Below are 18,508 nucleotides of genomic sequence, written 5' to 3'. Positions count from 1 at the left end.
CACAGTAGTGCTATAGATCAAGCTCCGTCCCACCCCTCCGATACCTCCTTACCCTCGGTTCACGCCACCCGGTGCGCTCCTGCTTGCGCTCGAAAATTAAGCGGTCTAGACTGCATCGCAGTTTCATCGAAGTCCCCCGTCTTTCGCGTACCGTGCCGGCGTCCCGGCGCGGCGCCTCCACCGGACGCCGGCGTCGCCCGCCGCGTCGAGACTTTCAAGGACACGCCATGAACCGCACTGCAAAGCTCCTCGTTTCCACGCTGGCGTTCGCGCCGCTCGTGTCGTTCGCCCAGGACACGTCGACGATCCGCTGGGGTATCGACCCCACGTATCCGCCGTTCGAGGCGAAACAGCCCGACGGCTCGCTCGCCGGCTTCGACATCGACCTGCGCAATGCGATCTGCGAGCAACTGCATGCGAAATGCGTGTGGGTCGAGCAGGGCTTCGACGGGATGATTCCGGCGCTGCGTGCGCGCAAGTTCGACGTGATCATGTCCGCGATGACGGCCACCGACGAGCGGCTCAAGCAGATCGACTTCTCGAACAAGCTGTATGCGTCGCCGGGCGCGCTCGTCGCGCCGGCCGGCTCGAAACTGCTGCCGACCGCCGCGTCGCTCGCGGGCAAGCGCATCGGGATCGACCAGGGCACGACGCAGGAGGCCTACGCGAAGGCCGAATGGGCGACCAAGGGCGTGACGATCGTCTCGTACCAGAACCAGGATCAGGTGTACCAGGATCTCGTCAACGGCCGCCTCGACGCAACCTTCCAGGACAAGACGCAGGCCGGCTACTCGTTCCTGAAGACCCCGCGCGGCAAAGGCTATGCGTTCGCAGGCCCCGATGTGACCGACGTGCGGATCACCGGCTACGGCGTCGCGATGGGCGTGCGCAAGGGCGACGCCGACATGAAGAAGCGGCTGAACGACGCGATCGTCGCGATCCGCGCGAACGGCACGTACCAGAAGATCGCCGCGAAATACTTCGACTTCGACATCTACGGCGCGAAGCAGCAGCTGACTTCTGCACCGTGACTCCGTGATTCCGTGACTCCGTGACTCATTCCATCGACAGGCACACCATGACGAGTATCCAGGACCGCGTCGCGCAAGCCGTGACGCCCGAACTGATCGCCGCGTTCCGCGAAGAAGGGGCGGTCTGCATCAAGGGCATCTTTTCGCCCGACGAAGTGGCCGCGCTGCGGGCCGGCATCGACGCGAATCTCGCGCAGCCGAGCGAGCGCGCGAAAGTGGCGAGCCGGCCCGACGATCCCGGCTGGTTCTTCGAGGATTTCTGCAACTGGCAGCACAACGACGCGTATCGCGATTTCATCGTGCGCTCGCCGGCGCCGTCGGTCGCCGCCGCGCTGATGGGGACAGAGAGCGTGCGGCTGCATCACGACCACCTGCTCGTGAAGGAGCCCGGCACGCGGCAGCGCACGCCATGGCACCAGGACCAGCCGTACTACAACATCGAAGGCGACGACAACGTCAGCATGTGGATTCCGGTCGACCCGGTGCCGCTCGAATCGACGCTGGAATTCGTCGCGGGCTCGCATCGCGGGCCGTGGCTGATGCCGCGTACGTTCATGGACAAGGAAGCGAAGTGGTTCCCGGAGGGCAGCCTGGCCGACCTGCCCGACATCGAAGCCGACCGCGCGGCGTTCCCGATTCGCCACTGGGCGCTCGAACCCGGCGACATGGTCTGCTTCCGGATGCTCACGCTGCATGCCTCGGGCGGCACGCAGAACCGCCGGCGCGCGTTCTCGATCCGCTTCGTCGGCGACGATATCCGCCACGCGCCGCGCCGCTGGAAGACGTCGCCCGAATTCCCCGGCCTCGCGGAGCAACTGGCCGACGGCACGCCGCTCGACCACCCGCTGTTTCCGGTCGTATGGTCGCGTGCGGCGGGGCAGGTTCGCGCGATCTGAACCACGCAGGTCACGAACGCGGCGGCCGTTTCAGCACGAAACGGCCGCCGTGCGCTTTGAGCGGGTGATAAAGGTCAGGTCGGGTGACGCCCCGCGCCCGGCTTGAAGCGCGAGCCGAGCCGGTAGCGGTTGCCCGGATGCAGGAAATGCACGAACGTGACCGGCAGCCCGTCCGTCCAGGTGCGGCGCGTGAGCGTGAGGCACGGCTCGTCGGCGCGCATGTCGAGCAGCCGCGCCTGCTCGACGGTCGGCAGCGACGCGTCGACGACGTGCTCGATTTCCAGTTCGTAGTGCGACACGTTGTTGAACAGGTATTCGGAGGGCGGCTCGGCCTGGAAATCCTGGTCGATGAAGCCGGGCGCGGCGGCCGGGTTCACGTAGCGGTCCTCGAGCTGGATCGGGCGGCCGTTCTCCTCGTGCACGCACACCACGTGAAAGACCGGTGTATTGACCGGCAGCCCGAACGCGGCCGCGACGTCGAACGACGCGGGCTCGCTCGACCGGCTCAGCACGCGACAGCGATATTCGTGCCCGCGTGCGCGGATTTCATCGCGGATATGCGCGATCATCAGCAGGTTCGACTGCGGCTTCACCTCGGCGACGAAGGTGCCGACGCCCGCGATGCGCTTCAGCACGCCTTCCTCGGTCAGCTCGCGCAGCGCGCGGTTGACCGTCATGCGCGCGACGCCGAACTGCGCGGCGAGATCGAGTTCCGACGGAATGCGGTCGCCGGGGCGCCAGTCGCCGGACTCGACGTTCTGGCGAACGAGCGTCTTGATCTGCTGGAACGGTGCGGTGGCCTTGGTGACCATCGGGGGTCCTTGCGCGAAGAAGTGACGAGGCTAGTCGTCGTGACTGACGATGACCAGGATCTCCGCCTGCGCGGTGCCGAGGCTGCGCGTGCGGTGCGGGATGAGTGCGTTGAAATAGACTGAATCGCCGGTCTTGAGTTGCACCGTCTCGTTCGGAAATTCGATTTCGACGCGCCCCTTGTGCACGAACAGGAATTCCTCGCCCTCGTGCTCGCGCAATGTCGACGCGACGAATTCGTGCGGCGGCTGCACGACGAACGGCAGCATCCTCTTCGGCGCGACGCCGGCCGCGATGCTTTCGAAGCGGTGCGCGTGGCGGTCGGCCGCTGCGCCCATCGCCGTGCGCTCGCCGGCGCGCGTGACCGTGATCAGCTCGCGGTTGTGGCTTTCCGAGAACAGCTGCTCGACGTCGACGTTCAGCGCCTTCGACAGCTTCAGCGCGACCGCGATCGACGGCACGCTCAGGCCGCGCTCGACCTTCGACAGGTAGCTCTTGGTGAGGCCCGTCTCGTCGGCCAGCACATCGAGCGTCCAGCCCTTCTGTTTTCTGAGCAGCTTCAGGCGAATCGTCATGGGGCGCCAAGTGTCCGTCGAAAAACCGATTGTAACGCATGACACAATGTGTCCTAGGGTGTATCGTGTGTCACGTGATCCCGAAAAACGGCCGCGGACGGCGCGGCAGACCCGATTCATTCAGGAGGCGAACATGGCGGAAACGCTGAACTTGACGAAGGAAGCGCTGGTCGCGCTGGCGGAGCGGCGGCTCGAGAACGAGGTGGGCGACAGCGGCTGGACCGCGCGGCAGAAGCTCGCGCTCACGTGCCGGATCCTGTTCGATGCCGGCCACGACTCGGGGCTGGCCGGGCAGATCACCTGCCGCGCGGGCGATGCCGGCACGTATTACACGCAGCGGCTCGGGCTCGGGTTCGACGAGATTTCGGCCGCGAACCTGTTGCACGTCAACGAGGATCTCGACGTGGTCGACGGCGAGGGCATTCCGAATCCGGCCAACCGGTTCCATACGTGGATCTATCGCGAGCGCCCGGATGTGAACTGCATCATCCATACGCATCCGGCGCATGTCGCGGCGCTGTCGATGCTCGAGCAGCCGCTCGTCGTGTCGCACATGGACACCTGCCCGCTGTACGACGATTGCGCGTTCCTGAAGGACTGGCCCGGCGTGCCGGTCGGCAACGAGGAGGGCGAGATCATCTCGAAGGCGCTGGGCAGCAAGCGCGCGATCCTGCTGTCGCATCACGGCCAGCTCGTGGTCGGCAAGACGATCGAGGAAGCGTGCATCCTCGCGCTGCTGATCGAGCGCGCCGCGAAGCTGCAACTGCTTGCGATGTCGGCCGGGGAGATCAAGCCGGTGCCGCCGGCGCTGGCGCGCGAAGCGCACGACTGGATCTCGAAGCCGAAGCGTGATGCGGTGACGTTCGACTATTACGCGCGCCGTGCGCTGCGTACGCATCGGGACTGCGTCGCCTGAACGCGCGTGTCGACCCGCGCGGTGCGCCGTGCCGCTGCTGCCGCCCGGCTGGCACAAGATGCCTGACAAGCGCCGGACGGAACGGCTGGTCGAAGGCTGGACGAAGCGGCTCGAAGGGTGACGGGCCGCGCCGCGGCTTACTGGGCCGGCAGGTTCCGCACGTCGGCGGTCGGCTCGGTGCCGAACGCGTCGCTCAGCGCATAGCTGATCAGTTGCCGTGCGGCTGCCGCGGGCGTCGCGAGCGCGCCGCTCGACTTCAACTCGTCGAACTTCTCGCGCATCGGGAAGTTGTCTTCGCTGGTCGAGCGGATCGTCGCCTGCATGCCCGTGTCGACGACACCGGGCGCAACGCTGCAGATCCGCAGCGTGCCGTTCGCGTCGAGCGCGACTGCGCGTGCATGGTGATCGAGCGCGGCCTTGGTCGCGCAGTAGATGCTCCAGCCCGCGTATGCGTTGCGTGCTGCGCCGCTCGACACGTGCAGGATCCGGCATTCGGTCGTGGCCGTTGCCGCCTGCGCGAGCGCGGCCGACAGCATCAGCGGCGCAGCGACGTTCAGGCCGACCGCGCGCGCGACGATCGCAGGGTCTTGCGTGGCGAGCGTGCCGATCGGATCGACGATGCCTGCGTTGTTGAACAGCAGCACGAGCGACGCGCCGTCGACGAAGCGGCGCAGCGTGTCGCCGGCCAGCCAGGTTGCGACGGCCGCGGAGTCGGACAGATCGATCTCGACTTCGGAGAAGCGGTCGCCGGCTTGCGACGCGAGCGACGGATGACGGCTGCGCGACACGCCGAGCACGGCGACGCCTTCCAGCAACAGTTGTTCGGCGAGCGACGCGCCGAGGCCGCGCGTGTGTCCGGTGACGATGGCGCGTACGTGCGGCGCGGAAGAGGATGCAGTCATGACGGTGAACCGGTGAAGGGGTGAACGGTGTTGACGGGCGGCGTGCATGCGCGGCGGCAGCACGTTCAGGACGGGCGATGCGTGGCATCGGCGCGTGAAGACGGTCGCGCGCGGCGCCACGGATATCGGGGTGAACGCACATCGTAGCGCCAGCGTGCGCATCGCGCAAACGCCGGGGTATGCGCGTACGCGTCGCCGCGCGGCACTGCGCGGTATCGAGCGCGCCGACAGGTTGGACGAAAGCCCGCTGCGGCAAGTGCGCGCGCCGGCGCGGCGAGCGGTGCCGGGCTACCCGCCGCGAGCTATCATATGGCTCGCCCGTGCGCGATGCCGGACGGGCCGCGACCGTTTCCCTTCACCTGCTGCACGCTGCGAAGCTACTCATGAACACCACGCCGGACATGCCCACGCCACGCGCCCTGCGCGAACTCACGCCCCTTGAGGCTCGCATTCTCGGGGTGCTCGTCGAGAAGCAGCACACGGTGCCGGATACTTACCCGCTGTCGCTGAATGCGCTGACCGCGGGCTGCAACCAGAAAACCGCGCGCGCGCCGGTGATGAACGTCAGCGAGGACGAAGTCACGACCGCGCTCGACGGGCTGAAGCACCTGAGCCTCGTGATGGAGGGCAGCAGCAGCCGCGTGCCGCGTTTCGAGCACAACATGAACCGCGTGCTCGGCATCCCGAGCCAGGCGATCGCGCTGCTGACGATCCTGCTGCTGCGCGGCCCGCAGACGGCCGCCGAGTTGCGCCTGAACAGCGCACGCCTGCACGGCTTCGCGGATATCTCGTCGGTCGAGGCGTTCCTCGACGAGCTCGCGACGCGCGCGCAGGCGCTCGTCGTCCGGCTGCCGCGTGCGCCGGGGGCCCGCGAGAACCGCTGGATGCACCTGATGTGCGGCGAAGTGAACATCGCCGACTTCGCAAGCGCGGAGGCCGGTGGCGGCGCGGATTCGGTGCCGCCTTCCGAGTTCGAGGCGCTGAAGGCCGAGCAGAAGCGTCTCGCGGACGAAGTGGCACGGCTGAGTGCGCTGGTTCAGCGGATGGCGAGCGAACTTGGCATCGACGCCGACGCGCCGGGCGAAGCGTCTTGATGCCATGACGGCGGTGCATGCGCACCGCCGCGCTACTTCAGTTTCACACCCGGCACGAGATAGCGCGCACCACCCGATTTCAGGATCGGTGCGAGCGTCGCAAACGGCGCGTCGAGCTGCGGCCCGAGACAGGCGCCCGCCGCGTGGACGATCCCGGATACGACGAACGACAGCTTGCCGGGGGCATCGAGTTCAAACGCCAGATATTGAGGGAATACGTCGGCACACGACAGCGAGTTGCCTTCGCCGTCGGTCGCCTGGTTGCGCGGGGCCGCCCCGTCGCGCAGCCGCGTGATGAAATTCACTAGCGCGGGGCTTGTTGCCGATTCGCCGTCCTTGTCGGCCGTTGTCGTGTCGATCACGCGGTTCCAGTCGAGGTACGCGCCGCGCAGCAGGTCGAACGTGACCGGATCGTAGTGATTGTCCGGATACGCGCCGCCGCAGAACGTGCTGCCCGATTCCACGATGCTCAGCGCCGCGTTCGACAGCCACGTGACTGTCACTTGCTCGTCGTCGTAGCCGCCGAGTGTTCCTGCGGCCGGCCCGTCGTCGGTAAAGCGTGTCGACGCGCATTCAAGCGCCGCGAGATTCATCCGCCAGTGCCGCTGTTCGAGCAGATGGTTGACGCGTGCCATTACGGCCGGATCGGGGTGGCGGCTCAGCCGCGGATACGCGAACACCGTGCGCGAATCGCGCCACATCCGGTACGCGACCGTGCCATCGCCGATTTCGCGACCGGCCGGCCGTGCGTGTCCGGCCAGCTTCAGCGTGGCATATGGCGCATGCTTCATGTCGATGGCCGCGCCGCGGGCGATGCCGCTGCCGACCCCGCCCGCGGAGACCGCGGTAATCGCCTCGACCGGGCTGGGCGCGATTGCATCCGGATCGTATTCGGCCACGCGGCGCAACGTGAAGGTGCGCACCTTGCCCGAGCGGGCATCGGTCCAGCGGCCGCGATAACCATCCTTGTCCCGCGTGCCCTGCCAGGCTGCAGCGACATGATCGAAATCGGCGTGCTCGTGGAATGTCGATGAGTCGCGCGCATTGTCCGGCAATTGCGTACGCGCGAGCGGCTCAACCAGTTGCGCGGGTTTGCCGTGCAGTGGAATGTCGACGCCGAACTGTGCGTAGAAATAGCGGCCAGAGAGCGTGCCGTCCGCGGCCGGCAGCGTGTCGAGTTCCATCACGACGGTGCCAGCACCTTGCAACGTTCCTTCGTAGACCGTGCGCGGCGCGCCATCGGCGAAGCCCGCGTGCAGCGCGATCAGTACCACAGCCATCCGGATCGACGGGCGCATCACCAGCGGCACCCGGTTTGCTCGGACGCGTCGACATCCAGTGCGCGGCCGAACGAAGTCTTCTTGCCGGTGCGCGCGGAGGTGTAGGTCATCGAATAGATCATCGCGCCCTGGCTCGTCATTTCGTACCGCCCGTTGATCCTGCCGTCCACCAGTTCGACCCAGGTGGTCGTGTACTGGTGTGGGCGATCTTTCGCGAGCACTTCGTCCTCTTCATGTTCGATCACCAGAGGGAGCGCCGTTTTCGCGTTCGCGTACCGGACCATGCCTCCCGACCATTTGACCACATCGTCGTAGTAGGTACGCATCTCGAAGCGCACGGGTTTGTCGCCATCCGACCTGAAGCAAAATACTTCGGTGGAAACCGTGGCGAGTGCCGGCAACGAGATGCATAGCAGCAGCGCGGCGAGGAGTTTTTTCATGAGGATAGTTACCGATGACGAGCGATATTAACCGACACTGATCCGCGTCGCACCCGCATCGACGAGCCGGAACAGCAGATCCTCGACGGCCGTTTCGGGCGCGGAACCGAGATCTGCGTTGACGCGCCACCCGTGCTCCGTGCGAACCGGTTCCGACAGGTAATGCACGATGCCGTGCAGCCCGTCTTCGGCCGGATCGTTCTCGTCGTCGACATCGAACCACGCGAGGAACCACGTCTTGAACGCATCGGCCGCAGCGCTTTCGTCGAGACCGTCGGCCTCGATCTCGGCCCAGTCCCACACGAACGGGCGGATCGACACGGCCGCCGTTTCAAGGTCGAACTCGAGCGGGTCGAAATCCAGCTGCGTGGTCGAATCGATCATCACGGGCTGGCCGGCCGCTTCGCCTTCGGCCGCGATGGTGTCGGCGCGGCACGGCAGCGCGAGCGGCCCTTCGGTGGCGAGCGTGCCGTCGGCCTGCCGGTAGGCCGGCTCGACGATCACCGACGGTTGCGTGGCCGCATGCGCGAGCAGGTCGGCGTAGGGTTGGCGGATGGCGCGGAGCAGTTCGGATACGGTCATCGTGGCGTGTCGGTCGGGCAGGGACGATCGGTTGCGGGCAAGCGGTGCACGGTGCGCCCGTGCGTCATGCGACGGGCCGCTTCGTTACCGGACAGCCGTGATCGTACGGTGCTTCGTCGGCTCGCGAACAGTCGGCCGAACGGCCGGTGCGTTCGCGTCGACCGGCAAGGGTTTTAGACGTTTACCTTCAAACAATCGAAAACCGGCATCGAACGCGTTCGCGCTGTGCTTCAATGAAATCCGGTTTGTACTCCTACTAAAACTGCAGATTCAGAACAAACCGGATCACTCATATACAGGAGACAGTCGATGGCACGGACGCACATTTGATTCGGCAAGCGAGAGGGTCTGCAATACCGCCGAACTTCCTTCGATGAAAGCAGGTTATCCCAAGGGCCCCCACCCATGTCCTCCAGACGAGTCATGACCGTCGCGGCCGCCGTGTGCGCCGCGCTGGCCATCATCGCACCGTCGGCCGGCACCGCCGCGCCGACCGTGCCCGATCCGTTCTATACGTACACCGGCACCACGCCGCTGGCATCGATTCCACCGGGCACGGTGCTGAAGACGCGCAACGTCACCTATCACGTGGCCGGTATCCCGACGGCCGTGACCGCGCAGCAGTTGCTGTACCGCACCAACGACGCGCGGAACCAGCCCGTCGTCAACGTGACGTCGGTGATCCGCAGCCAGGTCAGCAACGGCCAGGCCATCTCGTACCAGTCGGCCTACGATTCGCTGAACCCGTACGACGAGCCGTCGCAGGTGATCGCCGGCGACCGCGACGTGACCAAGGTCATCAACATCGGCACGCTGCTCTACAGCGCGGAATCGGTTCCGCTGTCGACGCTGCTGCTGCTCGGCTACAACATCATCGTGCCCGATACGGAAGGCCAGACGGCCGACTTCGCGGCCGGCCCCGAATACGGGATGACGACGCTCGATTCGATCCGCGCGGCGCTCAATACGCCGTCGACCGGCCTGAATCCGTCGAGCAAGGTCGCGATGATCGGCTATTCCGGCGGCGCGATCGCGACGAACTGGGCCGCGCAGCTCGCGCCGAGCTATGCGCCCGACGTCAACAAGCAACTCGTCGGCGCGGCGGAAGGCGGCGTGCTGGTGGATCCCGCGCACAACCTGCGTTACGTCGACGGCAGCATCGTGTGGGGCGGCGTCGCGGCGGCCGCGCTGGCCGGCCTGTCGCGCGGCTACGACTTCGACCTGACGCCGTATCTCAGCGAGACGGGCGTCGCCGTGTTCAAGGACATCCAGAGCCAGTCGCTCGCGTACATCCTGCCGAAGTACACGGGGCTGCACTGGGGCACGCTGTTCAAGCCGCAATACGCGAACGACATCAACAGCATCCCGGCCTACGTGACGTATGCGAACAAGGTGAATGCGGGCCTGGCCGCGTCGCCGACGATTCCGATGTTCATCGGCCAGGGCACGGCCGGCGCGCTCGACGGCACCTTCGGCAGCCAGGTGGGCGACGGCGTGATGCTCGCGTACGACGTGCGTGCGCTGGCGCAGAAGTTCTGCGCGAGCGGCACGCCGGTCACGTACACCGAGTATCCGCTGGAGCATGCTGGCGCGATCGTGCCGTGGGTGGCCGGGATGCTGCCCTGGCTCTACGACCGCTTCAACGGGAAAGCCGCGCCGAGCAATTGCTGGCTGACGTCGCTGCTGCCGAGCAACTCGCTGGCGCCCGAGACGCTGCACTAGACGCGAGGGCGTACGACTCGATGCATGGCCGGGCGACCCTTTTGCGGGTCGCCCTTCTTTTTGACGGCGATTCGACGTCGGTTGCGCGATCGCAGCCACCGCCACCCGCGTTACGCCACCGTAACCTTCTGCCACCTTCTCCGGGTGCCATAATCGAGCCTGCCCATCATTCCAGACGTCCCCCGGAGAATCACCATGCAGAACCTCGACAATCCTTCCCATGATCGCGAGGTAGGCAGCGCCGACGCGACGCAGGACACCACGCGCATCGACGACGTCCGCATCGGCGCCGTGCGCCCGCTGATTTCGCCGGCGCTGCTGCTGGACGAGCTGCCGGTGCCGGCCGGCACGCAGACGCTCGTCGAGGATACGCGCCGCGCGATCGGCGACATCCTGCACGGCCGCGACGACCGGCTGCTGCTCGTCGTCGGCCCGTGCTCGATCCACGACCACGACCAGGCGCTCGACTACGCGCGCCGCCTGAAGGTCGCCGCCGATGCGCTGAAGGACGACCTGCTGATCACGATGCGCGTCTACTTCGAGAAGCCGCGCACGACGGTCGGCTGGAAGGGCTACATCAACGATCCGCGTCTCGACGGCAGCTTCCGCATCAACGAAGGGCTGCGTGCCGCGCGGCAACTGCTGCTCGACGTCAATGCGCTCGGCCTGCCGGCGTCGACCGAATTTCTCGACCTGCTGAGCCCGCAGTACATCGCCGACCTGATCGCGTGGGGCGCGATCGGCGCGCGCACGACCGAGAGCCAGAGCCATCGCCAGCTCGCGTCGGGCCTCAGCTGCCCGATCGGCTTCAAGAACGGCACCGACGGCGGCGTGCAGGTCGCGGCGGACGCGATCGTTGCCGCGGCTGCGAGCCATGCGTTCATGGGGATGACGAAGATGGGGATGGCCGCGATCTTCGAGACGCGCGGCAACGACGACGCGCACGTGATCCTGCGCGGCGGCAAGACCGGCCCGAACTACGACGCCGAGCATGTCGACGCGTGTTGCGCGGTGCTGCGCAAGGCCGGGTTGCGCGAGCAGGTGATGGTCGACTGCTCGCACGCGAATTCCAACAAGTCGCACGACCGGCAGGTCGACGTCGCGCAGGATCTCGCACGGCAACTGTCGCAGGGCGAGCAGCGGATCGTCGGCGTGATGGTCGAGAGCCATCTCGAGGCCGGGCGCCAGGACCTGAAGCCGGGCGTGCCGCTGAAGTACGGCGTGTCGATCACCGATGCGTGCCTGAGCTGGACGCAGACGGAGCCGGTGCTTGACGTGCTGGCGGAGGCCGTGCGGCAACGGCGTGCGCAGTCGCGCAACGCGTGACGGGGGCGAGGCCGACATGACCGATTTCCCGTCGACGACGCAACGGCCATGCCGGGCGAACCGGCTGCTTCCGGCCGGGCGGCATCGGCCGCACCGGTGCCGCCTGGCAAGCTGTTCACGATGGCGGGCGTCGGCTGGGCGGCATTTCTCGGCTCGCCGCTCGCCGGCGGCATCCTGCTCGCGGCGAATGCGCGGCGTCTTGGGAATCGCGCGCTCGCGCAGCGGCAGATTCTCGCCACGGCGCTCGTCACGCTCGTGTCGATCGTGCTGTACGCGGCGGTGAACATTCCGGAAGCCGCGGCGGTGCCGCCCGTGCTCGTGCATGCAGTCGTCATTGCGGGTCTCGCCGGGACGATCGTCTACGCACGGCACACGCAACGCGCGGCCGTCGACGCGCACCGGGCCGCCGGCGGCGCGCTGCAGTCGAACTGGCGCGCGGCGGGCATTGGCCTGCTGACGCTGCTCGGTGTCTGGCTGTCGATTGCAGTGGTGGTCGTGGCGCTGGGTGTCGCGGGCGTGCTGAACTTCAACAACGATCTGCAACTCGTGCGCAATTATCCGGCGCCTGCGGAGCTGCGTTTGCCGGCGGGATGGCGGGTCGCGAACCAGCCGGAGAATCGCGGCGAGGCGAGCTACCGGATCCGGCGTTTCCGATTCGGACTGATCTCCGCGGGGATCGATTTCGTCATCGGCGACAAGAGTGACGATGCCCTGTCGAGCTTCTGCGACGGGTGGGACGATCCGGTCAAGGAAGCTGGCGGCGCAATCGAGTCGTCGCGCGCGACGAACGGCACGCTAGCCGGCCGACCCGCGCAGATGTGCGAGCACAAGGAGGCGCTCAACGATGCAATCGTGCACCAGGCGGTCGTGGCGACCTCCGGCAACACCAAGACCTGTGCACTGATCTACACCGCGCGCGAGGAGAACTACGCGCGCTATCTGCCTGAATTCGCGCAGGTTCGCGATTCGCTGCGTTGTCCGTAACGCTGCGATCGCCCGGGCTGCGTCATCGCGTCCGATGCAGCATTGTGCGAGTGGCGCTAACATGGGCCGGTGCGATGTGTCGCGCATACGGAGGCGGAGAGGCCGGCCGCCGATACCGACAACAATTCACCGGAGTGCATAACAGCATGGCTTTCTACAAGACCCTCATCGCAGCAACCATCCTCGCCTCGAGCGTCAGCGCGCATGCGCAGATCGCGGGTTCGCAACCGATCAGCGTGACCGTCGAGCAATCGCAGGCGCTGCTCGAAGGCTGGAGCGTGAAGAAGAGCGTGCTCGGCAAGGCCGTGTACAACGACGACAACCAGAAGGTCGGCACCGTGCGCGACCTGATCGTCGCGCCGGACGGCTCGGTGTCGGCTGCGATCGTGTCGGCCGGCGGCTTCCTCGGCGTGGCCGCGCATGACGTCGCGGTGCCGATCGCATCGCTCGACGTGCGCAAGGGCAACATCTACCTGCCGGGCGCGACGAAGGAAGCGCTGAAGGCGACGCCGGCGTTCCAGTACGCGAAGGTGCCGTCGCCGCCGAAACCGAAGAAGATCGACGAAAAGCAGTGATGCAGGTGGCCCGGCACGCCCTGTGCCGGGTCATGCCGACCGCGCGTCCGGAATCGCCGCGCGTGTCGGCATCCCGATTCCCTCCGCAGTACTCATGCCGGCGATCAGCTTGCCGCTGCCTCCCCGTCCACCCACACCGCGCTGAATCCGAACGCAACCGGCCCGCTCAGGAACACGCTGCCGGCGCCGTCCCATTGAACGGTGACGTCGCCGCCGTCGCAGGTCACGCGTACCGTCTCGTCGAGCAGCCCGCGCCGGATGCCGTTGACCACCGCGCCGCATGAGCACGAGCCCGATCCGAGCGGCACGCCGCCGCCACGTTCCCAGATGCGCAGGCGAATGTGCGAACGGTCGATGACCTGCACGACATGCACGTTGGTTTTCTGCGGAAACAGCGGATGCGTTTCGATTGCGGGGCCGAACGCTTCGAGGTCGACCGTATCGACATCGTCGACGAAGAACGTGCAGTGCGGATTGCCCATGCTGCACGCGGCCGGCGCGCCGGGCAGCGGCAGCGCGAGCGTGTCGGCGGCTTCGGCGACGGGCACGTCCTGCCAGCCGACACGCGGCGCGCCCATCTCGACCTTGATCAACCCGTGCGCGTCGTGTGCACACAGCAGGCGCCCGCGATTCGTGCGCAGCACGACCGACGCCGCGCCGGTTTCCCGCATCAGCTTCCATGCAACGCCGCGCGTTGCGCTGCCACAGGTATCGAGCGCGGAACCGTCGGGATTCCAGAACGCGACGCGCGCGGCCGCGTCGTCGCAGTCCGAGATCACCGCGAGCTGGTTGAAGCCGATACCGTTATGCCGGTCGCCCATGCGCCGCACGAGGTCGCGATCGATGCGCGGCACGTGATCCCGATCCTGACCGCGCAGGTCGACGATGACGAAGTCATCGCCGTTCGCATTCATCTTCTGAAATCCGATCGGCATGGCGGTTCCGGAATGGAGGCAGGTGAATACTGTACGTGGCTCGCCGTTCACGATCAATCGCACGTCGGACAATGCACGCGCAACCGGCATCTACGTAATTCTACGTAGCCCCGCATACGTAGTTAACCGCTTGTAAGCCGCCCCCGTCACACGGAATACTACGGCCCATCGTCGCGGCCTTTGCGAGGCCGCGGCACGACGCATCGACGTCACGCGGGTTCGGCGCCTCGCCGCATCCACTCAAAAACACATTGGAGACCAGGAGACGCCATGAATCGGGCTTCCAGTACCCTGCTCTGGATCGCGGTCGCGCTGCTCGGCGCGTTCTCGTTCGGAACGATCGCACTCGCGCACGGCGAGCGCGTCAGTGCCCTCTGGATCGTGATCGCCGCAGTCTGCGTGTATCTGATCGCGTATCGCTTCTACAGCCGTTTCATCGCCAGCAAGGTCATGCAGCTCGACGGGCTGCGGATGACGCCGGCCGTCAAGTACAACGACGGCCTCGACTACGTGCCGACCAACAAGTACGTGCTGTTCGGCCATCACTTCGCCGCGATCGCCGGCGCCGGCCCGCTCGTCGGGCCCGTGCTCGCCGCGCAGATGGGCTACACACCCGGCATGCTGTGGATCCTGGCCGGCGTCGTCTTCGCCGGCGCCGTGCAGGACTTCATCGTGCTGTTCATCTCGACGCGCCGCGACGGACGCTCGCTCGGCGACCTCGTCAAGATGGAACTCGGTACGGTGCCCGGCGTGATCGCGCTGTTCGGCGCGTTCCTGATCATGGTGATCATCCTCGCGGTGCTCGCGCTGATCGTCGTGAAGGCGCTGACCAACTCGCCGTGGGGCACGTTCACCGTCGCCGCGACGATTCCGATCGCGCTGTTCATGGGCGTCTACACGCGCTACATCCGTCCGGGCCGTATCGGCGAAGTGTCGATCATCGGCTTCGTGCTGCTGATGGCGTCGATCGCGTTCGGCCAGCATGTGCACGATTCGCCGACGCTCGCTGCGTGGTTCACGTTCACCGGCACGCAGCTCACGTGGATCCTGATCGGCTACGGCTTCGTCGCCTCGGTGCTGCCGGTGTGGCTGCTGCTCGCGCCGCGCGACTATCTGTCGACGTTCCTGAAGATCGGCACGATCCTCGGCCTCGCGATCGGCATCCTGGTCGTCGCGCCGGAACTGAAGATGCCCGCGCTGACGAAGTTCGTCGACGGCACGGGCCCGGTGTGGTCGGGCAACCTGTTCCCGTTCCTGTTCATCACGATCGCGTGCGGCGCAGTGTCGGGCTTCCACGCGCTGATCTCGTCGGGCACGACGCCGAAGCTGATCGACAACGAAACCAACGCGCGCTTCATCGGTTACGGCGCGATGCTGATGGAGTCGTTCGTCGCGATCATGGCGCTGGTCGCCGCCTGCGTGATCGAACCGGGCATCTACTTCGCGATGAACGCGCCGGCCGCCGTGCTCGGCTCGACGCCTGAGGCCGTCGCGAACACCGTCACGCAATGGGGCTTCGTGCTGACGCCCGACATGCTGACGCAGACCGCGAAGGCGGTCGGCGAAACGACGATCATCGCGCGTGCGGGCGGCGCGCCGACGCTGGCCGTCGGCATGGCGCACATCCTGCACCAGGTGATCGGCGGCGAAGCGATGATGGCGTTCTGGTATCACTTCGCGATCCTGTTCGAGGCGCTGTTCATCCTGACGGCCGTCGACGCCGGCACGCGTGCGGGCCGCTTCATGCTGCAGGACCTGCTCGGCACGTTCCACCCGGCGCTCAAGCGCACCGAGTCGCTGCCGGCGAACCTCGTCGCCACCGCACTGTGCGTGGCCGCGTGGGGCTACTTCCTGTATCAGGGCGTGGTCGATCCGCTCGGCGGCATCAACACGCTGTGGCCGCTGTTCGGCATCTCGAACCAGATGCTCGCCGCGATCGCGCTGGTGCTCGGCACTGTCGTGCTGTTCAAGATGAAGCGCGAACGCTATGCGTGGGTGACGATCGTGCCGACCGCGTGGCTGCTGATCTGCACGCTGACGGCCGGCTGGCAGAAGATTTTCGACGCGAACCCGAAGGTCAGCTTCCTCGCGCACGCCGCGAAGCTGCAGGCCGCGGTGGACGAAGGCAAGGTGCTCGCCCCGGCGAAGTCGATCGCGCAGATGAAGCGGATCATCTTCAACGACTACATCGATGCGGCGCTGGCCGGGCTGTTCATCTTCGTGGTCGTGGCAATCGCGGTGTACGGCGTGATCGCCGTGCTGCGCGCGCGCCGCGAGTCGAAGCCGACCGTGCGCGAGACGCCGTACGAAGCGATGCCGGCCGCGCAGGCGCTCGGCAGCGGACGTTAAGGGGAGGCCGCGATGTTCAGCGATCTTGGCAGCGACCTGCGCAGCGCGGGGCGTTACCTCGGGCAGGCGTTGCGGCTGATGGTCGGCCTGCCCGACTACGACACCTACGTCGCGCACATGCGCGAAACCCATCCGGACCGCGAGCCGATGACGTACGAGGAATTTTTCCGCGAACGCCAGAATGCGCGGTACGGGTCGGGTGCGGGGAAGTGCTGTTGAGCGTGTGAAACGGCACGAACGAAGAAACGAGGCGTCATGGCGTGAAGGCCATGACGCCTTTTTTCATGGCGGCGCATGGCGATGGGGTCGCGCGACGCATCGTCTCACGGGCAGCCGTAGTCGGCCGTCGCGACGGTCAGTCGCTTTCGTTCCGGAGCGCAAGAACCGCTGCGGCCCCCGCGACGAGCGCGATGACGGTCAGTGCGACGGCAAAGCCGGTCGCGCCGGCCGTGAAGCCGATGCGATCGATCGCGTACCCGGTCATCACGGGCATCAGTCCCGCCGGAAGGTAGCCGCCGATGTTCATGACGGCGTTCGCCTCGGCGCGTCGTGCGTCCGATACGTGCAGGCCGATCAGCGTCAGGCCGCCGAGCTGCCCGAGGCCCTGCCCCGCACCCGCGAAGAGCGCCGCCGCGACGAGGACGGCGGCCGACGACGCATGCACGGCGATGCACAGCATCACCATCGACAGCGTGGTGGCGACCGTGCCGGCCACGAACGTCGTGCGGATCGATCCGCGCCGCGCGACGAACTGGACTCCGGTGGCGGCGATGAACATCGCGCAGGCCATCCCGCCCGCGAGCAGCGGGCTGCGCACGTGAAGCAGGCGCGCCAGCAACGACGGACCCAGCGCCAGCACGAAGGAGGTCGCGGTGATGCCCGGCCCGAACACGGCGATGCCGCCGGCGACATGGCGCCGGTTGTGCGACGGTACGGACGGCAGGCGCAGCGGCGGCGCGTCGCCAGGCACTTGCGCGGGCCGGTTGCGCGGCAGCCGCAGGGCGACGGCCAGCGCGCTCAGCAGGATCACGAATTCGACGCCGAAGACGAGGGCGACCGGATGTGCGGCGGTTTGCGCGGCAATTCCGGCGAGCAACGGTCCGAGCCCCGCGCCGAGCACCATCGCCACGGACGCGAGCAGCGCGGCCTTGCGCCGCTCGGTGCCGGCGAGATCGATCACCGATGCCATGCCCGCCGACACGATGACGCCGACCGCGATGCCCGTCAGCAAGCGGGCGACCGCGAGCATCGCGACGGACGACGCGGTCGCGAACAGCGCGCACGCGATCAGCGCCGCGGCGAGGCCGGGCAGCAGGACCGGCTTGCGCCCGTAACGGTCCGAAAGCTGGCCGGCGACGAGCAGCGTACCCAGCAGCCCGGCGATGTAGAGCGCGAAGATGACGGTCAGCGTGCCGGACGAGAAGCCGAGTGTGCGCTGCCAGGCAACGTACAGCGGTGTCGGCGAGTTGGACAGCATGAACACGGCGGTGACCATCCAGGCAGCATGTGCCATGCGGGGCACGCCGCGCGGAGCTGCGCGTTGCGATTGGGGAACGACGGTGTCGGACATGAACGGACTCCTTGTACGAGTTTTTTCGAACTATAGCCTAGTTCGAAAAAACTCGTACAAGGTGATATGCTGGCGGACATGAAACGAGTTCATCCTGAACGGGCGGCCGGCAGCGTGCCGGCACCTGCGGATTTGCCCGATCCGCTGCCGGAGCCGGCCGTCGCCGAGCTTCGCCTCGAAACCATTCTTGGCGCGCTGGCCGATCCGCTGCGGCTGACGATCGTGCAGAAGCTGATGCTGGAATCCGAGGCATACGACCATCCTTGCGGCTGGTTCGGCTTCGATCGCCCGAAATCGTCGCTTACCCACCATTTCAAGGCGCTGCGTGACGCGGGCGTGCTGCGCCAGCGTCAATACGGGCTCGAGCGGCGCAGCCGCGTGCGCACGGAAGATCTCGACCTGCGCTTTCCCGGCCTGCTGAAGCTCGTGGCCGAGTGGGCGCCGCTGGCCAGCCACGACGGTTGATGGCGGCCATCCGGGATGGACGCGCGGCGACGGGCCGGGCCGGTCGCCATGCGGCG

Annotated in this window: 19 protein-coding genes; 11 read left to right on the top strand and 8 right to left on the bottom strand. The window is 67.0% G+C overall.

Annotation, left to right across the window (positions count from 1 at the left end):
• Positions 1–227: 227 nt before the first annotated feature.
• Positions 228–1,031: an ABC transporter substrate-binding protein gene (locus U5798_RS09070; protein WP_322081844.1), complete on the top strand. Its 804-nt coding sequence runs from the start codon at positions 228–230 to the stop codon at positions 1,029–1,031.
• Positions 1,032–1,078: 47 nt separating this feature from the next.
• Entirely contained in the window at positions 1,079–1,927 is an 849-nt protein-coding gene (locus tag U5798_RS09065) for a phytanoyl-CoA dioxygenase family protein (RefSeq protein ID WP_322081843.1), read from the top strand.
• 74 nt (positions 1,928–2,001) lie between these two features.
• On the opposite strand, the gene hutC is transcribed toward U5798_RS09065, so the two are convergent.
• Complete coding sequence (hutC, locus tag U5798_RS09060; RefSeq protein ID WP_124450826.1) at positions 2,002–2,739, bottom strand: histidine utilization repressor; 738 nt, start codon at positions 2,737–2,739, stop codon at positions 2,002–2,004.
• Positions 2,740–2,769: 30 nt separating this feature from the next.
• Positions 2,770–3,312: an XRE family transcriptional regulator gene (locus tag U5798_RS09055; protein ID WP_322081842.1), complete on the bottom strand. Its 543-nt coding sequence runs from the start codon at positions 3,310–3,312 to the stop codon at positions 2,770–2,772.
• 133 nt (positions 3,313–3,445) lie between these two features.
• Between U5798_RS09055 and U5798_RS09050 the strand changes: the two genes are divergently transcribed.
• Positions 3,446–4,228, top strand: a complete 783-nt coding sequence (locus U5798_RS09050) for an aldolase (RefSeq protein WP_124450830.1) — start codon at positions 3,446–3,448, stop codon at positions 4,226–4,228.
• A gap of 137 nt (positions 4,229–4,365) precedes the next feature.
• Here U5798_RS09050 and U5798_RS09040 read toward each other — a convergent pair whose 3' ends face one another.
• Positions 4,366–5,130, bottom strand: coding sequence for an SDR family oxidoreductase (locus U5798_RS09040; RefSeq protein WP_322081841.1), 765 nt, complete (start codon positions 5,128–5,130; stop codon positions 4,366–4,368).
• 383 nt (positions 5,131–5,513) lie between these two features.
• Between U5798_RS09040 and U5798_RS09035 the strand changes: the two genes are divergently transcribed.
• Positions 5,514–6,224, top strand: a complete 711-nt coding sequence (locus U5798_RS09035) for a YceH family protein (protein WP_124450834.1) — start codon at positions 5,514–5,516, stop codon at positions 6,222–6,224.
• 32 nt (positions 6,225–6,256) lie between these two features.
• On the opposite strand, the gene U5798_RS09030 is transcribed toward U5798_RS09035, so the two are convergent.
• Genes U5798_RS09030 through U5798_RS09020 form a run of 3 tightly spaced genes read right to left on the bottom strand, consistent with a single transcriptional unit; the run spans position 6,257 to position 8,526 of the window.
• Positions 6,257–7,522: a hypothetical protein gene (locus tag U5798_RS09030; protein WP_124451133.1), complete on the bottom strand. Its 1,266-nt coding sequence runs from the start codon at positions 7,520–7,522 to the stop codon at positions 6,257–6,259.
• A complete protein-coding gene (locus U5798_RS09025; protein WP_124450836.1) occupies positions 7,522–7,944 on the bottom strand; it encodes a hypothetical protein in 423 nt (140 codons plus the stop codon). The genes U5798_RS09030 and U5798_RS09025 overlap by 1 nt, the downstream gene beginning before the upstream one ends.
• 27 nt (positions 7,945–7,971) lie before the next feature.
• Entirely contained in the window at positions 7,972–8,526 is a 555-nt protein-coding gene (locus U5798_RS09020) for a hypothetical protein (protein WP_322081840.1), read from the bottom strand.
• A gap of 405 nt (positions 8,527–8,931) precedes the next feature.
• On the opposite strand from U5798_RS09020, the gene U5798_RS09015 reads away from it, so the two are divergent.
• The 4 genes from U5798_RS09015 (at position 8,932) to U5798_RS09000 (ending at position 13,133) form a co-directional block, all read left to right on the top strand.
• Complete coding sequence (locus tag U5798_RS09015) at positions 8,932–10,248, top strand: lipase family protein (RefSeq protein ID WP_322081839.1); 1,317 nt, start codon at positions 8,932–8,934, stop codon at positions 10,246–10,248.
• Between the two features lie 195 nt (positions 10,249–10,443).
• Complete coding sequence (locus U5798_RS09010) at positions 10,444–11,574, top strand: 3-deoxy-7-phosphoheptulonate synthase (protein ID WP_322081838.1); 1,131 nt, start codon at positions 10,444–10,446, stop codon at positions 11,572–11,574.
• A 48-nt stretch (positions 11,575–11,622) separates the two neighbouring features.
• The gene (locus tag U5798_RS09005) at positions 11,623–12,558 is read left to right on the top strand and encodes a hypothetical protein (RefSeq protein ID WP_322081837.1); all 936 of its coding nucleotides are present in this window, start codon (positions 11,623–11,625) and stop codon (positions 12,556–12,558) included.
• Between the two features lie 146 nt (positions 12,559–12,704).
• Positions 12,705–13,133, top strand: a complete 429-nt coding sequence (locus U5798_RS09000) for a PRC-barrel domain-containing protein (protein WP_322081836.1) — start codon at positions 12,705–12,707, stop codon at positions 13,131–13,133.
• A gap of 104 nt (positions 13,134–13,237) precedes the next feature.
• Here U5798_RS09000 and dapF read toward each other — a convergent pair whose 3' ends face one another.
• Positions 13,238–14,068, bottom strand: coding sequence for a diaminopimelate epimerase (dapF, locus tag U5798_RS08995; protein WP_322081835.1), 831 nt, complete (start codon positions 14,066–14,068; stop codon positions 13,238–13,240).
• A gap of 270 nt (positions 14,069–14,338) precedes the next feature.
• Here dapF and U5798_RS08990 point away from each other — a divergent pair, with 270 nt between their 5' ends.
• Both U5798_RS08990 and U5798_RS08985 read left to right on the top strand, forming a co-directional pair.
• Positions 14,339–16,417 (top strand): carbon starvation CstA family protein, encoded by a 2,079-nt coding sequence (locus U5798_RS08990; RefSeq protein ID WP_124450848.1) that lies wholly within the window; start codon positions 14,339–14,341, stop codon positions 16,415–16,417.
• Positions 16,418–16,429: 12 nt separating this feature from the next.
• On the top strand, positions 16,430–16,636 hold the full coding sequence (locus U5798_RS08985; RefSeq protein ID WP_006480280.1) for a YbdD/YjiX family protein: 207 nt from the start codon (positions 16,430–16,432) through the stop codon (positions 16,634–16,636).
• Between the two features lie 136 nt (positions 16,637–16,772).
• On the opposite strand, the gene U5798_RS08980 is transcribed toward U5798_RS08985, so the two are convergent.
• Positions 16,773–17,930, bottom strand: coding sequence for an MFS transporter (locus tag U5798_RS08980; protein ID WP_322081834.1), 1,158 nt, complete (start codon positions 17,928–17,930; stop codon positions 16,773–16,775).
• Positions 17,931–18,065: 135 nt separating this feature from the next.
• Here U5798_RS08980 and U5798_RS08975 point away from each other — a divergent pair, with 135 nt between their 5' ends.
• Positions 18,066–18,452: a transcriptional regulator gene (locus U5798_RS08975; RefSeq protein WP_322081833.1), complete on the top strand. Its 387-nt coding sequence runs from the start codon at positions 18,066–18,068 to the stop codon at positions 18,450–18,452.
• The last annotated feature ends 56 nt before the right edge of the window (positions 18,453–18,508 follow it).

The sequence above is a fragment of the Burkholderia sp. BCC1972 genome (assembly GCF_905339605.1).
Classification (GTDB): Bacteria; Pseudomonadota; Gammaproteobacteria; order Burkholderiales; family Burkholderiaceae; genus Burkholderia.
Note: the sequence above shows the minus strand (reverse complement) of the source record. Positions and strands in the feature narration are given on the sequence as shown.

Coding starts and splice junctions, on each gene's coding strand:
- U5798_RS09025 (WP_124450836.1), bottom strand. CDS start 7,944: ATGAAAAAACTCCTCGCCGCGCTGCTGCTATGCATCTCGTTGCCGGCA.
- U5798_RS09000 (WP_322081836.1), top strand. CDS start 12,705: ATGGCTTTCTACAAGACCCTCATCGCAGCAACCATCCTCGCCTCGAGC.
- U5798_RS09010 (WP_322081838.1), top strand. CDS start 10,444: ATGCAGAACCTCGACAATCCTTCCCATGATCGCGAGGTAGGCAGCGCC.
- U5798_RS08985 (WP_006480280.1), top strand. CDS start 16,430: ATGTTCAGCGATCTTGGCAGCGACCTGCGCAGCGCGGGGCGTTACCTC.
- U5798_RS09040 (WP_322081841.1), bottom strand. CDS start 5,130: ATGACTGCATCCTCTTCCGCGCCGCACGTACGCGCCATCGTCACCGGA.
- hutC (WP_124450826.1), bottom strand. CDS start 2,739: ATGGTCACCAAGGCCACCGCACCGTTCCAGCAGATCAAGACGCTCGTT.
- dapF (WP_322081835.1), bottom strand. CDS start 14,068: ATGCCGATCGGATTTCAGAAGATGAATGCGAACGGCGATGACTTCGTC.
- U5798_RS09065 (WP_322081843.1), top strand. CDS start 1,079: ATGACGAGTATCCAGGACCGCGTCGCGCAAGCCGTGACGCCCGAACTG.
- U5798_RS09030 (WP_124451133.1), bottom strand. CDS start 7,522: ATGCGCCCGTCGATCCGGATGGCTGTGGTACTGATCGCGCTGCACGCG.
- U5798_RS08990 (WP_124450848.1), top strand. CDS start 14,339: ATGAATCGGGCTTCCAGTACCCTGCTCTGGATCGCGGTCGCGCTGCTC.
- U5798_RS09070 (WP_322081844.1), top strand. CDS start 228: ATGAACCGCACTGCAAAGCTCCTCGTTTCCACGCTGGCGTTCGCGCCG.
- U5798_RS09020 (WP_322081840.1), bottom strand. CDS start 8,526: ATGACCGTATCCGAACTGCTCCGCGCCATCCGCCAACCCTACGCCGAC.
- U5798_RS09005 (WP_322081837.1), top strand. CDS start 11,623: ATGCCGGGCGAACCGGCTGCTTCCGGCCGGGCGGCATCGGCCGCACCG.
- U5798_RS09050 (WP_124450830.1), top strand. CDS start 3,446: ATGGCGGAAACGCTGAACTTGACGAAGGAAGCGCTGGTCGCGCTGGCG.
- U5798_RS09015 (WP_322081839.1), top strand. CDS start 8,932: ATGTCCTCCAGACGAGTCATGACCGTCGCGGCCGCCGTGTGCGCCGCG.
- U5798_RS09035 (WP_124450834.1), top strand. CDS start 5,514: ATGAACACCACGCCGGACATGCCCACGCCACGCGCCCTGCGCGAACTC.
- U5798_RS08975 (WP_322081833.1), top strand. CDS start 18,066: ATGAAACGAGTTCATCCTGAACGGGCGGCCGGCAGCGTGCCGGCACCT.
- U5798_RS09055 (WP_322081842.1), bottom strand. CDS start 3,312: ATGACGATTCGCCTGAAGCTGCTCAGAAAACAGAAGGGCTGGACGCTC.
- U5798_RS08980 (WP_322081834.1), bottom strand. CDS start 17,930: ATGGCACATGCTGCCTGGATGGTCACCGCCGTGTTCATGCTGTCCAAC.